The sequence below is a fragment of the Trichocoleus sp. FACHB-6 genome, assembly GCF_014695815.1.
GTDB lineage: Bacteria > Cyanobacteriota > Cyanobacteriia > Cyanobacteriales > FACHB-T130 > Funiculus > Funiculus sociatus.
In genome coordinates this window covers 1-16343 of sequence record NZ_JACJOY010000094.1, presented here as the reverse complement: position 1 = coordinate 16343, position 16343 = coordinate 1, and the positions used below count along the sequence as shown (strand labels likewise).

The window sequence follows — 16343 nt, the reverse complement described above, 5'->3', positions numbered from 1 at the left end:
TTACCTTCTTCCTTCTATCTTTCTGTTCGCCCATTGCCAAGTTTTCACCAGCAGATTTTCCAGCCAAAGCATCGCCGCATCTAGCCATTCAAGTAAATATTCTAATGGGTGCTTGACATATCCAGCAGGTCGTGCATCTGCCTCTATCCAATCTGGGGTATGGGTCGCGAAGCGGTTTCCTGTGACGGGTGCGATCGTATTCGCATTTGCGTATCCGCTATTAGCGCTATTCGGGTTTGCGTTATTCGCGTCTAACACAGATGTTACTAGCAATTGCCTTGTAGCAACTGCGGGTTTAGATTTGCGTACAACCTCTTTTTTCTGAGATTTAGTTACACTAGAAGCCTTTCGTTGAATTATTTCCCTAGTTTTTCCAGGTTCTGACTGCGGTAGATCATTTTGTCGGAATAGGTTACGTTTAACAACATTCCAGATAGAATCTTTAACAGAAACCTCTGTATTTTCGGCTACAGGGAGAGCAATTCTTGTCTTCGTTCCCGATAGTTGAGAAGTCTGTTGAGCGTTATTTATTTTCTCTTTTGTAGGTGCAGTTTTGCCGAATAAATCGTCCATCGTTAACCACGGATCGGCAACATCTGCTGCTGTAAGTTCCCTACTGGGTTGACGTAAAAACAACGAAGTCCAATTGCGACCTTTTAACTGATTGATTTCCCTGTTGGAACCTGAATTAATTACTGGTGTTTCTTGACTGGGTAATTTACCGTTTCCCTTGCCAAAAAAGTAGTCAATTGCTGCCCGAATTAACGCTTGAATTTTCAGACTTTGGGTATCGGTAACATCGGGAGACGGAGGTTGCTGTTTTGGCTTGTCGAATAAAGTTTGTAGACGCTGTAGGGGAAATTGATAAATTTTCTCTAATTCCAGAGAACCGGGTTTCAGATTCGCTAAAAAGTCTTGTTGTCGCACTTCTATTTCAGCAACTGTGCGGTCAAGCTGAAAGATGAAAGATGTAGGATGAAGGGTTATATTACTTTCCTGCGGCTGTGTAGTTGTGCGGCTGGGCGACTGGGTGGCTGTGCTGCCAAAAGTGATTTCTTGGAAGACATTAGCCGCGATCGCAACTGGCCCTCTTTGCACCCACGCCATCAATCCCCAAAAGACGCGCACTGGTGGTAAGATATTTCTTTGGTCAACGGGAGGCTGCAATCGCATTCGGGATCTTCTAGCTGATGCTTGCACTAACCGCAACTGATGCCAGTAATCAGCCAATTCCCAACTGATGCGTTGTTGTAATTTTTGCTGTTGCTGATGGCTAAGAATATCCAGAATTTGATTTTCGGCTGTGACGAGTACCAAAGAACGGGTATTTAATAGTGTCGCCACTCCCTGCACTTTAATTTCTGCTGGAGATACCTCCGATGATTGTGTAGAAGTGCTGATGGATGTCTTGGTGTAGGGTAATACATCCTCACTCAGTTGAATTGTCAGCGCACAAGACTCGGAAGATTCGGCTAACCCTCCCCCTAAAAGCGGAGTAAAGAATAATTTTCCCCCTTTCTCTTTTAGAAAAGCAGGTTGGAGAGTTAAATTTTCCGGCTGAGAACTACGAGCAAGAGAGTTATTATTAAATAATTTGAATCCCCACCACGCCGCAGACACGCGATTAACAGTATCTGTCAAGAAATTGAGAAATTCATTCCCACTAGCTGCTAGCTGTGGATTTGAAATTTCACTTTCCCCACCACTGAGTGCGAGTAGCACTTGCTGAATTGGTGTGTCTGCGGCGGGAGTTGTTTGGGAGGAAGAACGGTTTTTTTGGTTATCCTTATTAGAAGCGTCTAATTGGGGAAATCCTTCTGGTGCTGCTTGCTGTAACTGCTTTCCTGCTAATTGGGAAGTTTGAACTAGCAAATATACAGGATAAAGCAGAATTTGCACTCCCCAAACCGTTGCTACTTTTAAATTCCGAAAGGCGCGATCGCCTTCATCCTTCAACTTGAGGGATGCTTGAGATAGAAAATTAAATAATCGGCTTTGATAGCGACCAGTGGAAGAGGGGGACATTTTGCTAAATGCTAAAAAGCTAAGTGCTAAAAAGCTCAAAATAGTAGATGCCCTGATTCTATCTAAAAATGACCGATTCCAAGACACCTTTTATATCTCAGCCTTGCAGCCGCCAGATTTCGGAAGCGATTGAAAAGCTGTATGCGCTGACTCAGGCGAATGTTAAACTCCATTGGCGTTACTGTACCGCAGATATCCCAGTTTCGGAAGCACTCGACGCTGAGTGGAATAATTGGCAAGTTGTCCAACCTAATGCTAAAGAACATATCGCTTGGAGTGGGGGAAGACAAGTTTTATGGCTTGCTCAACAATTCTTAATTCCCCAAGATTTGTCTGGTTTCCCTTTAACGGGTTTGGCGTTACGTCTGGTGCTGACTTGGTGGGCTGATTCTGCCCAAATCTTTGTTAATGGTAAGTTGGTGCAAGAGGGAGATTTATTTGATTGTTCTACACGGGTTCTACTCAGCCCCTCTGTTACTCCGGGTGAGGTAATTACGGTTGTCTTGCGTCTGGTAAGTCCGGGACATGATGATGGGGCGTTGGTAAATTCGCTTTGCGTGTATGAATCTACTTTAGAACCGGGTTTTGTGGCTTCTGAGTTAGCTGTATTACACCGCTATTTGGAAGATGCACCGGAAAAACTTGAAATATTAGCCGCAGCTGTTTCCCAAATTGATTGGGAAGCATTACCAGATCGTCAGAAGTTTATGCGATCGCTTTCTACTCTTCGTGAAAATCTGCTGCATTTGACAAGAGGGATTAACCGCAGAGGCACAGAGAGCGCAGAGGGAAGAGAAGCAGTAATCTGTTTGGTTGGTCATGCTCATTTGGATTTGGCTTGGCTATGGCCAGTTGGTGAAACTTGGGTTGCTGCCCAACGCACTTTTGAATCTGTTCTTGGGTTACAGCAGGAGTTCCCTAATCTGACATTTTGCCATTCTACGCCAGCGCTTTATGCCTGGATTGAGCAGCATCGTCCTGATTTATTTTCTGCTATTCAACAACAGGTTGCTGCTGGACGTTGGGAAGTTGTCGGCGGAATGTGGGTGGAACCTGAGCTTAATTTAATTAGTGGGGAGTCGATTGTTCGTCAGTTACTTTACGGTCAGCGTTACGTCCAAGAAAAATTTGGTCAGGTGAGTAAGGTCGCTTGGTTGCCAGATACTTTTGGCTTTTGTGCGACTCTGCCGCAGTTTCTTTTATCTGGCGGCATTGAATATTTTGTTACCCAGAAGTTGCGCTGGAACGACACTACAGAATTTCCCTATGGTGTTTTTTGGTGGCGATCGCCTGATGGGTCGGAGATTTTCAGTCTGATGTCTCCCCCCATCGGTGAAGGTATCGACCCGATAAAGATGTCATCCTACGCCTTTGATTGGCAAAAACAAACTAATCTGCAAGATGCTCTTTGGCTTCCTGGTGTTGGCGATCACGGCGGCGGCCCCACCCGCGATATGTTAGAAGTCCAACAGCGTTGGGAAAAGTCTCCCTTTTTCCCCCACCTGGAATTTACTACCACTCTCAACTATTTACAGCAAATTAGCGGTAAGTTGGCACAGGAGCAATCCCCAATTCCTACCTGGGAAGATGAACTTTACCTAGAATTCCATCGTGGCTGCTACACTACCCACGCTGACCAAAAGCGCTTTCTACGTCGCACTGAAGGTTTGTTGTACCAAGCCGAACTCTTTGCCTCTCTCGCAACTATCACTACAAATGCGACTTATCCCAAAGATGAGTTAGAATCCGCCTGGAAAAAAGTCCTATTTAACCAATTTCACGATATTCTGCCGGGAAGTTCAATTCCTCAAGTCTTTGTGGAGGCAAACCAAGCTTGGCAGGAAGTAGAACAGGTGGGTGAGGAAATACTGGCGAAATCTTTGAGTGCGATCGCTTCCTCTATCTCTCTTCCTCCACCACCTCAACCCGACGCTTTACCTGTTATCGTCTTCAATTCCCTTAACTGGCAACGATCTCAGGTCGTTACCCTCAACTTACCAGATTCTGCACAAAGGTGGCAAATTTGTACATCGGTTGGGGAAAAAATGCCTGTTCAACTCGGTGAGGCATCAACTCTACTGTTTCTTGCCAAAAGTATACCCAGCTTGGGTTATCGCGTTTTTTGGCTATGTAAAAAAGACGGTTTTTCCCTAAATCAGCAACAACAAGGGTATTTTAGCAGTAGCATACCGGGAGAAAATGCCACCTGTCAAGATACTGATAGTAATAACCTAAAAGATTGGGTTTTAGAGAATCAGTTTTTGCGGGTAATTGTGGACGGTGAGACAGGAGATTTAAGCAGCGTTTTCGACAAAGTTAATCATAGAGAAGTTATAGATAAATCCGGCGGAAATAAACTACAAGCATTCAAAGATAGCGGACAATATTGGGATGCTTGGAACATAGATCCCAACTATAACGAAAATGCCTTACCTCCAACCGAGTTAAAATCTATTCAGTGGGTAGAACGAGGATTAGTGCAAACTCGTTTGCGCGTCTGCGCGTCGTTGGGTGAATCGGAATTTTGCCAAGATTACCTGCTCGAAGCTGAATCGCCAGTGCTGAAAATTGTCACTACTGTAGATTGGCAAGAACGTCACGTATTAGTAAAAGCTGCTTTCCCGCTTACCGTGACGACAGATTCAGCGACATACGAAATTCCCTGCGGTACTATTGTCCGTCCCACCCAACCACAAACACCCCAAGAAAAAGCAAAATGGGAAGTCAGCGCCTTGCGCTGGGCTGACCTGAGCGACAATAACTACGGTGTCAGTTTGCTAAATGATTGTAAATACGGTTACGATGCTCAACCTTCACAATTACGCCTGACATTATTACGCAGTGCTACTTGGCCTGACCCAGAAGCAGACCAAGGCAAACATCAATTTACTTATGCTCTATATCCTCATTCCGGCACTTGGCAGTCCGCCCATACAGTGCGCCGCGGCTATGAGCTAAATATACCTTTGCAAGCGATGGTGTTGCCATCAGTAAATCAACAAAATTCGTCTTTACCTGCTGTGGGTCAATTTTTAGATTTGCAAGCTGAAAATTTGATTTTAATGGCGTTGAAACAGTCAGAAGATAATCCGCAACAATGGATTTTGCGGTGCTACGAATGTCACGGAGAAGAGGCACAAATGCAACTTAAAAGCGATGTGGGATTAGCGATCGCGCATCCTGTTGATTTATTAGAGCGTCCCATTGATGCAGCCGAAGTGTTTCCCACCGGGCAATCAATCAGAATCCAGCCTTGGCAAATTGCTAGCTTTACCCTTGAGGATGGGAAACCTAGGAGTTCCAAGAAGGATTAATTCAAAATTCACAATTACCTACCAATTATGCAATCAGTGACTGAACCTAATGATTGGGAAAATCGCTACCAAGAAGGAACAACTCCTTGGGATTTAGGTGAGGCAGCACCGCCTTTGGAAAGTCTCCTAAATTCGTCTCGACTTCCTGTTGGTCGTGCAGTTGTTCTCGGCTGCGGTCGCGGTTATGATGCCTTGCTATTTGCTCGTTATGGCTTTGAAACAATCGGGGTTGATTTGGCACCGAGTGCGATCGCATCCGCAACATCTTTGGCTAATGCCACTGGTAGCACCGCCCAATTTTTGCAACGCGATATTTTTGACTTACCAGCGGAGTTTCCCAATTATTTCGACTACATAGTTGAGCATACTTGCTTCTGTGCCATCTCCCCCGAACAGCGTACAGCCTACGTGCAATTAGTACGCTCTTTGTTGAAGCCTAAAGGAGAATTGATTGGCTTATTTTTCACCCATAATCGTCCGGGTGGCCCTCCTTTTGGCATAACACCCGTAGAAATTCGCCACTACTTTGAGACAGATTTTGAAATTCTTTCCTTAGAACCAGTGACAAATTCCATACCAAAACGTCAAGGCGAAGAACATTTGGGACGCTTTCGCCTTAAGTAAAGTGCGGGTAATGGGGTGATTGCCCAACTCCTTATTACCCCCTTACCATTTTTTAATATGTTAAGATTTATTAAAAAGCTTAGAATATTATGAGTCATCCGAGTTTAAAAGAGATTGGCGAACAGTTAGAAAGTCCAAATTCACGCGATCGCATGATTGCTCTTGCTTCATTGCGTCAAGTTGCACCAGACGAGGCGGTGCCTTTAATTAAAAAAGTTTTAAATGACGAAAATCTGCAAATTCGTTCAATGGCAGTATTTGCACTAGGTGTAAAACCGACCGAAGAATGCTTTCCAATTTTGGCGAAGTTGTTAGAAACAGATCCAGATTATGGTATCCGGGCTGACGCGGCTGGTGCGTTAGGTTATCTAGCCGATATCAGAGGATTTGAACCTTTGGTAAGAGCTTTCTACGAAGATACAGATTGGTTAGTGCGGTTCAGTGCTGCTGTTAGTTTAGGCAATTTAAAAGACCCCCGCGCCTTCGATGTGCTAATGCGGGCATTAGATGGCCCAGAAGTAGTATTGCAACAAGCAGCGATCGCAGCGTTGGGAGAAATCAAAGCAGTAGAATCTGTAGATAAAATTCTGCGCTTTGCTCAGTCAGAAGATTGGCTGGTTCGTCAGCGTTTAGCAGAAGCCTTGGGACACCTGAAGAGTGATAAGAGTATATCAGCTCTTAATTACTTAGAAAAAGACAGCCATCCCCAAGTTTCTGCTGCTGCCACTATTTCCCTCAAGCGCTTGGCAGAAAATAAGTAAAGGCTGGGCTGGGGGCTGGGGGCTAGGGACTAGGGAATTGGTAAGACTTTTATCCTCTTCCCCAATCCCCAATCCCCAAGCCCTTCATCTCTTCAGCCATTGCGCTACAGTGAAGCAGCCATCTTCAGTATGGATAAACTCCACACCGCGCATCTTCACAATAGGCTGGTCGCGGTAGGATACGCAAAGCCAACCACCGATGGCAAAATCCACGCTTACCTCATCAGAGAGAATATGTTTTAAGCGTAGGATGTCGGTACCAGATTCATCCTCAATAGTGTCAAAACCATCGCCGGGAGAGTAAACGTAGATATCATTACCTCTACCGCCAAACAATCGATCGCTATTTTTACCCCCAACTAGAGTATCATCACCATCGCCCCCGAATAAGCGATCGCGTTTTTCACCACCCAGCAAACAATCATCTCCATCTTCGCCTAACAGGGTATCCTCACCCTCTCCACCCTGAATCAAATCATTTCCTAGACCGCCGTGGATGATATCATTACCTTCTTTCCCAACCAGCGTATCATCGCCAGCGTAGCCAAAAATAACATCATCGCCTTCAGTAGCTTCGATGTAGTCATCTTTAGGGGTGCCGTGAATTCGTGACATGATGCACTTTTAACCAAAATCCGAAACTCTTAACCTTTTTATAAACTAGAGGCTACGCAGCAGCACTCTCTCTGGCGACTGGTAAATAAACCTACCCATAAACAGGTGTAAAATCTAAGCGGCAGTTAAAATCCCGATTAAGGATTGAAACAATTAAGATATTCAAAGTGCTGTTAACAAAGTATTAGACCCTAGAGTTTGATTCATGGATATTCAAGAGTTTTTCCAGAAAAGTGCTGGCAAATGGTTTTCTCAGCGTACCAGCCACCATTTGGCTTTCAAACAAGCAGAAAGCGGCAAGTCAGACATCAAAATTGAAATGGTAACAGCAGACGATCCAGAAGTGATTAAGCTTTGCCAGCAATATGAAGTTGATCCTGCCTTAGCTTGGGGTGGCGCTCGTGTTACTTGGGATGGAACAATGGAATGGGATAAGGAAAAACACACTGGAACAACCGTTCTCGTTCCGATTGCCGACCCGGATAAGCCGAATGAAGGTAAGTTGCTGCGCGACATGGGTTATGCGGAGAAAGCATCTGTTGCTGGCCGCTACATCATCGGCAGCGATGAAGCGATGACGTTAATTACAGAGTATGAAACTATGTACTCTGAAGAACGCATCTGGTTTGCTAGTCCTAATTTGCGGTTAAGAAGTAGTATTTTAAAGCGATTTGGTGGCTTTTCTATGGCTACTTTTTGTTCGGAAATTCGCATGGGTGGTACGCAGCCAAAGCCAGAAGAAACGGATGCGGCTGTTAGTCAGTAGTCAATTGTTCGTAGCTAATAGCTAATTGCTCTTTTCGTGAAGGCGAGATACCCAACTTCTCTAAGAAGTTGGGTATCTGAAGCCCAACATATGCTATTAGCAATTAGCCATTTTTATCGCTTTTTGAAGCGTCATCTTCATCGTTGTGAGCCACAGCTTTCAACTTCTGGTAAAAATCAGAATCATCCGTCTGGGGAATGAATTGGTGAATCGGACGTTTACCGACACTCCAGCGCGTCCAATCAGCTTGGCGAACAATACGGGTGTCCGGACGACGAGCAAGACCCGCAGTGATACCTTCAGTTGCAGCTTCTGCGAGGTTGGGTGTTTCTGCTGGCGGCACTTCGGTGACACCTACGGGAATTTTTACCTCGCCAGATGCAGTTAACGCGATCGCATCCTCTGGCGGGGTAGAATCGCTATAAATCGCTTCTTCTATCGCCGCATTATCAGAGGCTATTGACGATACAGCATCGACTGGTTCCAGCAAATTGTGAGGAAAATTGCGCGAAATTAGTCGCTCAAAATCATGATTAAAGTGATATAATGCCCGCCCACGCCTAGTCCAAGCACTTAAAATTTGTTCCACAGAAACCGCTTTGTAACGTCCCTGATAAAGCGCCTCAATTACAGCAAAACGCACCCAGCTGGCGGCATAGTTTTCTAGCCACCGGGTAACTAATTCCTCTGGCTTGTAACCCCCCAGTTCAAAACAATAGTGAACAAGCAAAGCTACGACGTAGACCGCAGCTGAGTCTTGGGTTGATGTCATCAGAAGTTAAAATAGCAGACCAGAAACAATGTTAGCGGTCATTGGTTATGTGTCAGGGAAGAGTTATCAAGGAAGGAAAGTTGAAACGTTGTCAGGTTCTAACAACTTTCGCACCTTTAAACCTTAACAAACAACAAACAACTGATTAAACAGACAGTCGTCCAGTGGCGACCAATGCTTGATAAACCATAGCAGCTGCTTCGGCCCGTGTGGCTTCCCGGTTTGGGTTAAGTTGTGCTTGTGAAGGATAATTGACAATTATGCCTCTTTGCGTAGCAGCAGCAGCAGCGGGACGGGCGTATGCTGGGATCTCATTTCGATCTTCGTACCTTTCTAAGAGTTTTTCATCCCCCGATGGGAAACCTAAGCCACTTACTAGGGAGACAATCATCCCAATTCGCAAAACTTGCTGCTGGGGACGGAAAGTTTGATCGGGAAATCCAGTAATGAAACCGCTGCTGTAGGCTTGTTGAATTGCACCCTGCGCCCAAAAATCAAGGGGGATATCTTTGAATTGTATAGGTGGACGTTTGGGAGTAGGGTTAAAGGCTTTAATTAGTAAAGCAGCAAATCCAGCGCGATTGAGTTTGTCGTCTGGTTTGAAGGTGCCATTAGTAAAGCCACTGATTAAGTTTTGAGTAGCTAATGGGCGAATGTAAGTTTCTCCCCAGTGTCCTTGAATGTCGCTGAAGGTAGGAAGGGTAGCGTCGGGGTTGACGATGTAGGGACTTGAGATCGCCTGAACTTCCCCGGTTGCCACTAATGCCTGATATATTAGTGCTGCGACTTCAGCTCTAGTTATATCCCGCATCGGTTGCAGTAGACTGGTTTGGGGATAATTTACAATTATGCGCCGAGTGGTGGCAGTTGCTACTGCGTCTGTGGCATAGCTGGGAATTTGAGCGCGATCGCTATATACTCCCAAGACGCTAGGATTGCCGCTAGTAAGTGACAAGCCAGAAACTAGAGATGCGATCGCTTGCACTCGCGTTAAATTTTGTCCCGGTCGAAATGTACCATCCGGGAAGCCCGAAATAAAGCCCATTCCTGCTGCTTTGCGAATAGCATCCTTTGCCCAAAAATTATCAGGAACATCGGTAAATATTCCAGATCCTGGACGTGGCGGTAAATTAAAAGTCTTCGCAATTATCGCCGCATATTGGGCGCGAGTAATTGGCGCTTCCGGCTTGAACGTACCATCCGGAAAACCACTAATCAAATTTTTCGCAACCAAAGCCTTAATAAAAGCTTCCGCCCAATGGCCAGAAACATCGCTAAACTGGGCAGGGCCAAGTATAAAACTAGAACCAGTCGCCTGAGTGGTCACAAAATCGATTCCTCCCCGTACCCGCGCCGGATTCAGGAGATTTCCCGCAGAAACGATAGTAAAACGGGTATTATTTTGCAAATCCGCTTCCCCGTTATCCCGGATAATATTGCCAGCAGGATCTTGACGACTGCCTAACTGTGGTTTAGCTTCCTCAGCAGCAATTAACCCTGCTTGCGTATTCTTCTCAATCAAATTATTACGCAACACAGGTTTAGCGTTACCAGACAGAGAAATCCCCACCCTATTCGCAAAAACTTTGTTATCTGTAAGCAGAGGAGCCGCCTTATCTGCAATTACAATACCGTAACCAGTATTTTGAGCCACATTTCGCCGCACTTCCCCCTTAGCATTGCGTAACACAGAAACACCGCTGGCAGAATTTTGACTAAACACATTATCCAAAATTAACGGTTTAGCCGTGCCAGTCACAAACACGCCATCGCGACTGCAAAGAGTGAAAGTATTATTAGCCAGAGTTGGCGATGTTGATTCTATCCAAACCCCGACTCCCTTAGCGGCGCGATTTGTCACCGTTACCCCCCGTAATTGGGCATTTGTTTCCAGACGGAGGGCGATATTTTGGGAACCAAAGCTGGAACTGATAAATTCCCCACTACCATCAATTTGAACGCCCTTGCCTTTAGTTGATTCATTTCCCACCACCGTCACCCCAGAGGGGATAACTAAGGGAAAAACCTCGCCACTAGCAGCATTGTAAGTTCCAGCAGCCAGTTGAATTGTGGTTCCGGGTTCAGCCTGCCTTATAGCGCGGGTGAGGGTTTTGTGCGGTGTAGATGAGTTTCCGGCGTTAGTATCTTTTCCAGTAACTGGGTTGACATAAAGCATTAGTTGAACCATATAGTAGAGAGTTTAGTGATTGGGAATAGGGAATGGGGAATAGGGAATAAACAACTATTCTCCCCCAATCCCCTTCTCCCCAATCCCCTTCTCCCCAGTCCCCAACAAAAATGATTGAAGTTGAACATTTAAGTAAAATCTATGGTTCGACCCCAGCGATTCAGGATGTCACCTTTAAAGTGGAACCTGGAGAAATTTTGGGGTTTTTGGGGCCGAATGGCGCAGGAAAAACCACAACCATGAGGATTTTAGCTGGATATCTACCAGCTAGCAGCGGCAGTGCCAAAATTGCCCAGTACGACGTGCATGAAGATTCTATGGCAGTGCGGCGACGAATTGGCTATTTACCAGAAACGCCGCCTTTGTATCCTGACATGACAGTGGAGGGATTTTTGCATTTTGTGGCGCGGATCAAGGGCGTGGCTAGGAAAGTAAGACGCGATCGCGTAAACTCAGCAATGGAACGCTGCAACCTCACCGAAAAGCGCAAAGTCCTAATCCGCAAGCTTTCCAAAGGCTACAGACAGCGAGTAGGCATTGCCCAAGCCATTGTCCACGATCCACCTGCCATTATTCTAGATGAACCCACCGTCGGACTCGACCCCCGGCAAATTATCGATGTCCGCAATTTAATTAAAAGCCTTGCTGGTAGCCACACCATCATCCTTTCAACACATATCTTGCCAGAAGTCAGCATGACTTGTAGCCGGGTGGCAATTATCAATCGCGGTAAAATTGTTGCTACCAACACTCCAGAAAACTTGGTCGCGCAACTAGCTGGAGGTTCTGGCTACGAACTGGAAATCGATGGCGATGAGGAAGCTGCACAACAAATGATTCAAGTTTTGCCGGGAATTCGGTTTGTAGAATCAATCGCCAATAAAGATTTACCGCCCAATCGCAGCCAGATCCGTGTAGTATCAGAACCGGGTGCAGAACCGGGACGAGATATTGCAGCGGTTTTGATTGGTGCTGGTGTGGCTTTGTATGAAATGCGCCGCACTAGGGCTAATCTTGAAGATGTATTTTTAGAACTGACGACAGCAGAAAAAATCCTGCCGATTGTAGATTCGGATGCGTCTGAATCTTCGTCAGAGTCAGCTACCGAAGCAGAGGAGACAACAACTTAATGGGCGTGGTACTTAGTAACATTGTGGCAATTTACCGCAAGGAGTTGCAAGGATATTTTGCTTCGCCACTAGCTTATTTAGTAGCGGGTGTTTTCTGGCTTTTATCAGGCTTCTTTTTTGTCTGGATTTTAGTAGAAATCATTCAACAAGTAGCTTTGGCTGACTTGCAAGGACAGCAAATTGGCGTACCCGTTCCGCCTGTAGATGTTCCTTACGAGTTTTTGCGAAGTTTTTTATATGTAATGGGTTGGTTGGTATTGTTTGTATTGCCAATTCTTTCGATGGGGCTTTATTCTGAGGAACGCAAGCGCGGGACTTTAGAACTATTAGCAACGTCACCGCTGACGAATTGGGCTGTGGCGGTGGGTAAACTTTTAGGAGTGCTGACGTTCTTTACAGTGATGGTGCTGCCGTTGCTTTTGTATGAAGCGATCGCATTTAGTTCAGCTAGTTCCACCGTTCCCCCAGCAGTACCATTACTCGGTCATGCTGGATTAATATTACTTGCAGCAGCAGTTCTGAGTTTGGGAATGTTTATTTCCTCTCTTACTGAAAGTTCAATTGTGGCAGCATTTCTCACCTTTGGATTAATTTTAGCTCTCTGGCTAATGGATCTTGCCGCCAAATGGATCGGTGGTTCATTGGGAGACGCTTTGGGACATTTATCTTTGCTGAAGCACTACAACAACTTAGTCCAAGGCGTAGTAGATACCAGCAGTCTAATCTTGTTTGCCAGTTACATTATTTTAGGGTTGTTTCTCACCGCCCAATCCATCGATGCTTTACGATTCCAGCGTTCTTAAGTTGGGGAATGGGGAATGGGGAATGGGGAGAAGCTAAGAGTAAGAATTGAAGAGTTATTAATTTATTTGAAACTCGTAATTCAGAAGCTTAAACCCCCATTAGCAATTAGCAATTAGCAATTAGCAAAAATGAAGAACATCAATTGGAAGTATCTAAAATATCTCTTTTTGCTTGGCCCCTTTCTGACAATGGCGGGTCTAGTAGCTGGGTTTGTCTCCAACAGTTGGGGGGCGGTACCAGTAGGATTGATTATTGCTGGAATAATAATACTTGGGTTGTGGTTGCTATTTGTAAGCACTGCGCCAGACAGTTTTTGGGGAAAACGATCGACTCAAGCCGGGACTAATGCTTTAGCAGCAACGCTGTCTATGCTGGTGATTTTGGGGCTGATTAATTTCTTGGGCGTTCGCCGTGCGTTGCGCGTAGATTTAACAGAAAATCAGCTATTTACTCTCGCCCCCCAATCGCAGCGAGTGGTGGCAAATTTGCAGCAACCAGTCAAGATTTGGGTTTTTGAAAGCAACCCGAATCCTGAAGCCCGACAATTACTAGAAAATTATCGACAGTATGGTTCGCAATTTAATTTTGAGTTTGTTGACCCGCAACTGCGACCGAACTTAGCCCAAAAGTTTAATGTCCAATTACCAGGGGAAGTTTATATAGAATCTGGGACGCGGCGAAAGTTAATTCAGACGCTGAACCAAGAACAGAGAGAGAACCTTTCAGAAACGCAGGTGACGAATGCGATCGCGCAAATAACAGGCGATCGCGTTGGTAAAGTATACTTCCTCCAAGGTCACGGTGAAAGACCTCTAAGTGCGGTGCAAGGCGGACTTTCACAAGCAATAAGCAACTTGGGAGAGAAAAATTACACCGCCCAACCACTTAATTTAGCTAAAACGCCGACAATTCCTGAAGATGCTACTGTAGTTGCGATCGCAGGCCCGAAAAAGGCACTGTTTGCAGGGGAAGTCAAAGCGTTAAACGATTACCTGAAACGCGGCGGTAGCTTGTTAGTAATGGTAGATCCCAATGTTGATCCTGGTTTGGACAGTCTGCTGAAAGAGTGGGGAGTGAAACTAGATAATCGCCTTGCTGTTGACCTTTCTGGACGGCAACTTGGACTAGGGCCTGCAATTATTATGGTGACACGCTACGGTCAGCATCCCATCACTAAAGATTTCGGTGAAGGTCGTTCCTTTTACCCCTTGGCGCGACCAGTTCAAACTACATCAATTGTAGGTATTCAGGAAACACCTTTGCTGATTACTAATAATGAAAGTTGGGCGGAAAGCGATCCCGAAAACGACCAGCTAGAGTTTAATCCTCAAAGCGATCGCCAAGGGCCTTTAACTCTCGGTGTCGCCCTGAGTCGCGGATATGCCCCCCAAAGCGCCTCTGTACCATCTCCAAGCCCTACAGGTTCACCAAGCCCAACAGCTTCACCCACGGCTTCACCTAGTCCGACAGCTTCACCATCTCCTTCACCAAGCCCAACAGCTTCACCAAGTCCGACAGGTTCACCATCTCCTTCACCAAGCCCAAGCCCGACAGGTTCACCATCTCCTTCACCAAGCCCAAGCCCGACAGGTTCACCATCTCCTTCACCAAGTCCGACAGCTTCACCCACGGCTTCACCTAGTCCAACAGGTTCACCCACAGCTTCACCTAGTCCGACAGGTTCACCCACAGCTTCACCAACAAACCCAGAAAATGCTTCCCAAAAGCCAGTTGAATCTCGCCTCGTTGTAGTAGGAAACTCTGACTTTGCTACCGATGGTTTGTTTGAACAACAACTCAATGGAGATGTCTTTCTCAACTCTATCAGTTGGTTAAGTAAACAGGATGAACAAACCCTATCTATTCGTCCCAAAGAAATAAAAGACCGCCGCCTCAACTTGTCACAGCAAAAAGCAAATTTAGTAGGTTGGATGGCTGTGTTGATTATGCCTTTAATTGGGTTCGCTACAGCGGGATTTGTTTGGTGGTTAAGACGCTAGGAATTTTGGATTTTGGATTCATGCCCAAGTTCCCTTCAAACAGAAAAAAGAATTATTGCTCTCCACCTACCGCCAGTAAGGGGTAGCAAAGAAAAAAATTTTATTTACGAGGGGGTTGGGGGTGAGGTAATAATCTGAAATCTAAAGTCAACTAATAGGCTGATTATGAAGTTACAACGAACAACACTAATTTTGATGGTATTAGCGCTTGGTTTAGGTGGATTCGTTTATTTTTATGAAATTAAAGGCGAACCCCAACGACAAGCAGCACTGGTGAAACAAAAGCCAATCTTTTCTTTTACTAAAGACCAAATTCAAGCTTTAACAATTAAAACTCAGGAACAGACTTTACAATTTGAGCGGATGGCTCAGAATGCTGGCAAAAAGTCAAGTCTTTCTGAGTGGCAGATGAAAGCGCCGAATGATAACCCAGCCAGCGATCCGTATGTGTCGTATTTGCTAAATTTGCTAGTGGATAGTAAAAGCGATCGCATTCTCAGCGTCCCCGCTACCCAGCTTCCAGAATATGGATTAGACAAGCCTTTAGCTACCGTCGAAGTAAAATTGAACAATCAGCAAACTCATCAGCTGATTCTGGGGAAACCTGACTTTAACAACAGTTTCTTGTATGCTCAAGTTGACCCCCTTAAATCGCCTTCTGGTCAGCTAAATGTGCTTTTGGTGCCGCTAGAATTTCAGTATGGTGTAAATCGTCCTTTGTCAGAATGGACAGCAAAGGACGAGACGAAAAAAGAAACACCTTCACCTAGCCCCTCAGTTTCCCCAGAAAATCAGAAAAACAATACTTCTGACAAAACACCGTCACCCAGTCCTTCCCCTTCACCAAAAGCATCACCATCAAATTCAATTAAGCCCAGTCCCTCTGCTTCGCCAGTAAATCAGAAAACTGATACTTCTAAAAAAGCAGCGCCATCAAATTCAATTAAGCCCAGCCCCTCTCCTTCACCAGAAAATCAGAAAACCGATACTTCTAAAAAAGCATCACCATCCACTTCAGAAAAAGCTAGTCCATCACCTTCGCCAGTAAATCAGAAAACCGATACTTCTAAAAAAGCAGCGCCATCACCATCAAATTCAAATAAGCCCAGCCCCTCTCCTTCGCCTTCACCATGAACAATCCCACCGCAACGCTGCTAGTTTCCTGTCCCGATCAAAGGGGACTGGTGGCAAAAATAGCCAATTTCATCTACGCTAACGGCGGTAATATTATTCATCTCAGCCCCCAGGAGACCCACACCATATCTGTACTCAGATTGGTGTTGGGAGGAATGGGGGTGAATTGCGAAACGTCCCCTAAGTGAATTTTTGCGTTAGCAAAAACCG

At 45.5% G+C, this 16343-nt stretch carries 12 protein-coding genes and 1 pseudogene; 9 read left to right on the top strand and 4 right to left on the bottom strand.

The features are described from left to right. Positions 1-2025, bottom strand: coding sequence for a hypothetical protein (locus H6F66_RS18005; RefSeq protein WP_190423812.1), 2025 nt, complete (start codon positions 2023-2025; stop codon positions 1-3). A 68-nt stretch (positions 2026-2093) separates the two neighbouring features. On the opposite strand from H6F66_RS18005, the gene H6F66_RS18000 reads away from it, so the two are divergent. The 3 genes from H6F66_RS18000 to H6F66_RS17990 all read left to right on the top strand — a co-directional run bounded on the left by H6F66_RS18000 (position 2094) and on the right by H6F66_RS17990 (position 6724). After that, positions 2094-5339: an alpha-mannosidase gene (locus tag H6F66_RS18000; RefSeq protein WP_190423810.1), complete on the top strand. Its 3246-nt coding sequence runs from the start codon at positions 2094-2096 to the stop codon at positions 5337-5339. Between the two features lie 27 nt (positions 5340-5366). After that, positions 5367-5963 carry a methyltransferase domain-containing protein gene (locus H6F66_RS17995; protein WP_190423808.1) on the top strand — a complete coding sequence of 199 codons (597 nt, stop codon included), beginning with the start codon at positions 5367-5369 and terminating at the stop codon, positions 5961-5963. 89 nt (positions 5964-6052) lie between these two features. Continuing rightward, positions 6053-6724, top strand: a complete 672-nt coding sequence (locus H6F66_RS17990; RefSeq protein ID WP_190423806.1) for a HEAT repeat domain-containing protein — start codon at positions 6053-6055, stop codon at positions 6722-6724. 84 nt (positions 6725-6808) lie between these two features. Here H6F66_RS17990 and H6F66_RS17985 read toward each other — a convergent pair whose 3' ends face one another. After that, positions 6809-7339 (bottom strand): calcium-binding protein, encoded by a 531-nt coding sequence (locus H6F66_RS17985; protein WP_190423805.1) that lies wholly within the window; start codon positions 7337-7339, stop codon positions 6809-6811. A gap of 205 nt (positions 7340-7544) precedes the next feature. Here H6F66_RS17985 and H6F66_RS17980 point away from each other — a divergent pair, with 205 nt between their 5' ends. Then, positions 7545-8105, top strand: coding sequence for a phycobiliprotein lyase (locus tag H6F66_RS17980; RefSeq protein WP_190423803.1), 561 nt, complete (start codon positions 7545-7547; stop codon positions 8103-8105). Between the two features lie 103 nt (positions 8106-8208). On the opposite strand, the gene H6F66_RS17975 is transcribed toward H6F66_RS17980, so the two are convergent. After that, positions 8209-8877: a hypothetical protein gene (locus H6F66_RS17975; RefSeq protein WP_190423801.1), complete on the bottom strand. Its 669-nt coding sequence runs from the start codon at positions 8875-8877 to the stop codon at positions 8209-8211. 145 nt (positions 8878-9022) lie between these two features. After that, on the bottom strand, positions 9023-11065 hold the full coding sequence (locus tag H6F66_RS17970; RefSeq protein ID WP_190423799.1) for an S-layer homology domain-containing protein: 2043 nt from the start codon (positions 11063-11065) through the stop codon (positions 9023-9025). Positions 11066-11175: 110 nt separating this feature from the next. Between H6F66_RS17970 and H6F66_RS17965 the strand changes: the two genes are divergently transcribed. The 5 genes and pseudogenes from H6F66_RS17965 to H6F66_RS17945 all read left to right on the top strand — a co-directional run. Beyond that, entirely contained in the window at positions 11176-12195 is a 1020-nt protein-coding gene (locus H6F66_RS17965; RefSeq protein ID WP_190423796.1) for an ABC transporter ATP-binding protein, read from the top strand. Then, positions 12195-12998, top strand: a complete 804-nt coding sequence (locus tag H6F66_RS17960) for an ABC transporter permease (protein ID WP_190423794.1) — start codon at positions 12195-12197, stop codon at positions 12996-12998. Before H6F66_RS17965 ends, H6F66_RS17960 begins: the two co-directional genes overlap by 1 nt. Before the next feature lie 129 nt (positions 12999-13127). Then, a complete protein-coding gene (locus H6F66_RS17955; protein WP_190423792.1) occupies positions 13128-14999 on the top strand; it encodes a Gldg family protein in 1872 nt (623 codons plus the stop codon). 165 nt (positions 15000-15164) lie between these two features. Next, positions 15165-16133, top strand: coding sequence for a DUF4340 domain-containing protein (locus H6F66_RS17950; RefSeq protein ID WP_190423790.1), 969 nt, complete (start codon positions 15165-15167; stop codon positions 16131-16133). Beyond that, positions 16130-16234: pseudogene (locus H6F66_RS17945) on the top strand (ACT domain-containing protein); the annotation flags it as partial. The gene H6F66_RS17950 and the pseudogene H6F66_RS17945, both read left to right, overlap by 4 nt. Positions 16235-16343 lie beyond the last annotated feature (109 nt).

Coding starts and splice junctions, on each gene's coding strand:
- H6F66_RS18005 (WP_190423812.1), bottom strand. CDS start 2,025: ATGTCCCCCTCTTCCACTGGTCGCTATCAAAGCCGATTATTTAATTTT.
- H6F66_RS18000 (WP_190423810.1), top strand. CDS start 2,094: ATGACCGATTCCAAGACACCTTTTATATCTCAGCCTTGCAGCCGCCAG.
- H6F66_RS17995 (WP_190423808.1), top strand. CDS start 5,367: ATGCAATCAGTGACTGAACCTAATGATTGGGAAAATCGCTACCAAGAA.
- H6F66_RS17990 (WP_190423806.1), top strand. CDS start 6,053: ATGAGTCATCCGAGTTTAAAAGAGATTGGCGAACAGTTAGAAAGTCCA.
- H6F66_RS17985 (WP_190423805.1), bottom strand. CDS start 7,339: ATGTCACGAATTCACGGCACCCCTAAAGATGACTACATCGAAGCTACT.
- H6F66_RS17980 (WP_190423803.1), top strand. CDS start 7,545: ATGGATATTCAAGAGTTTTTCCAGAAAAGTGCTGGCAAATGGTTTTCT.
- H6F66_RS17975 (WP_190423801.1), bottom strand. CDS start 8,877: ATGACATCAACCCAAGACTCAGCTGCGGTCTACGTCGTAGCTTTGCTT.
- H6F66_RS17970 (WP_190423799.1), bottom strand. CDS start 11,065: ATGGTTCAACTAATGCTTTATGTCAACCCAGTTACTGGAAAAGATACT.
- H6F66_RS17965 (WP_190423796.1), top strand. CDS start 11,176: ATGATTGAAGTTGAACATTTAAGTAAAATCTATGGTTCGACCCCAGCG.
- H6F66_RS17960 (WP_190423794.1), top strand. CDS start 12,195: ATGGGCGTGGTACTTAGTAACATTGTGGCAATTTACCGCAAGGAGTTG.
- H6F66_RS17955 (WP_190423792.1), top strand. CDS start 13,128: ATGAAGAACATCAATTGGAAGTATCTAAAATATCTCTTTTTGCTTGGC.
- H6F66_RS17950 (WP_190423790.1), top strand. CDS start 15,165: ATGAAGTTACAACGAACAACACTAATTTTGATGGTATTAGCGCTTGGT.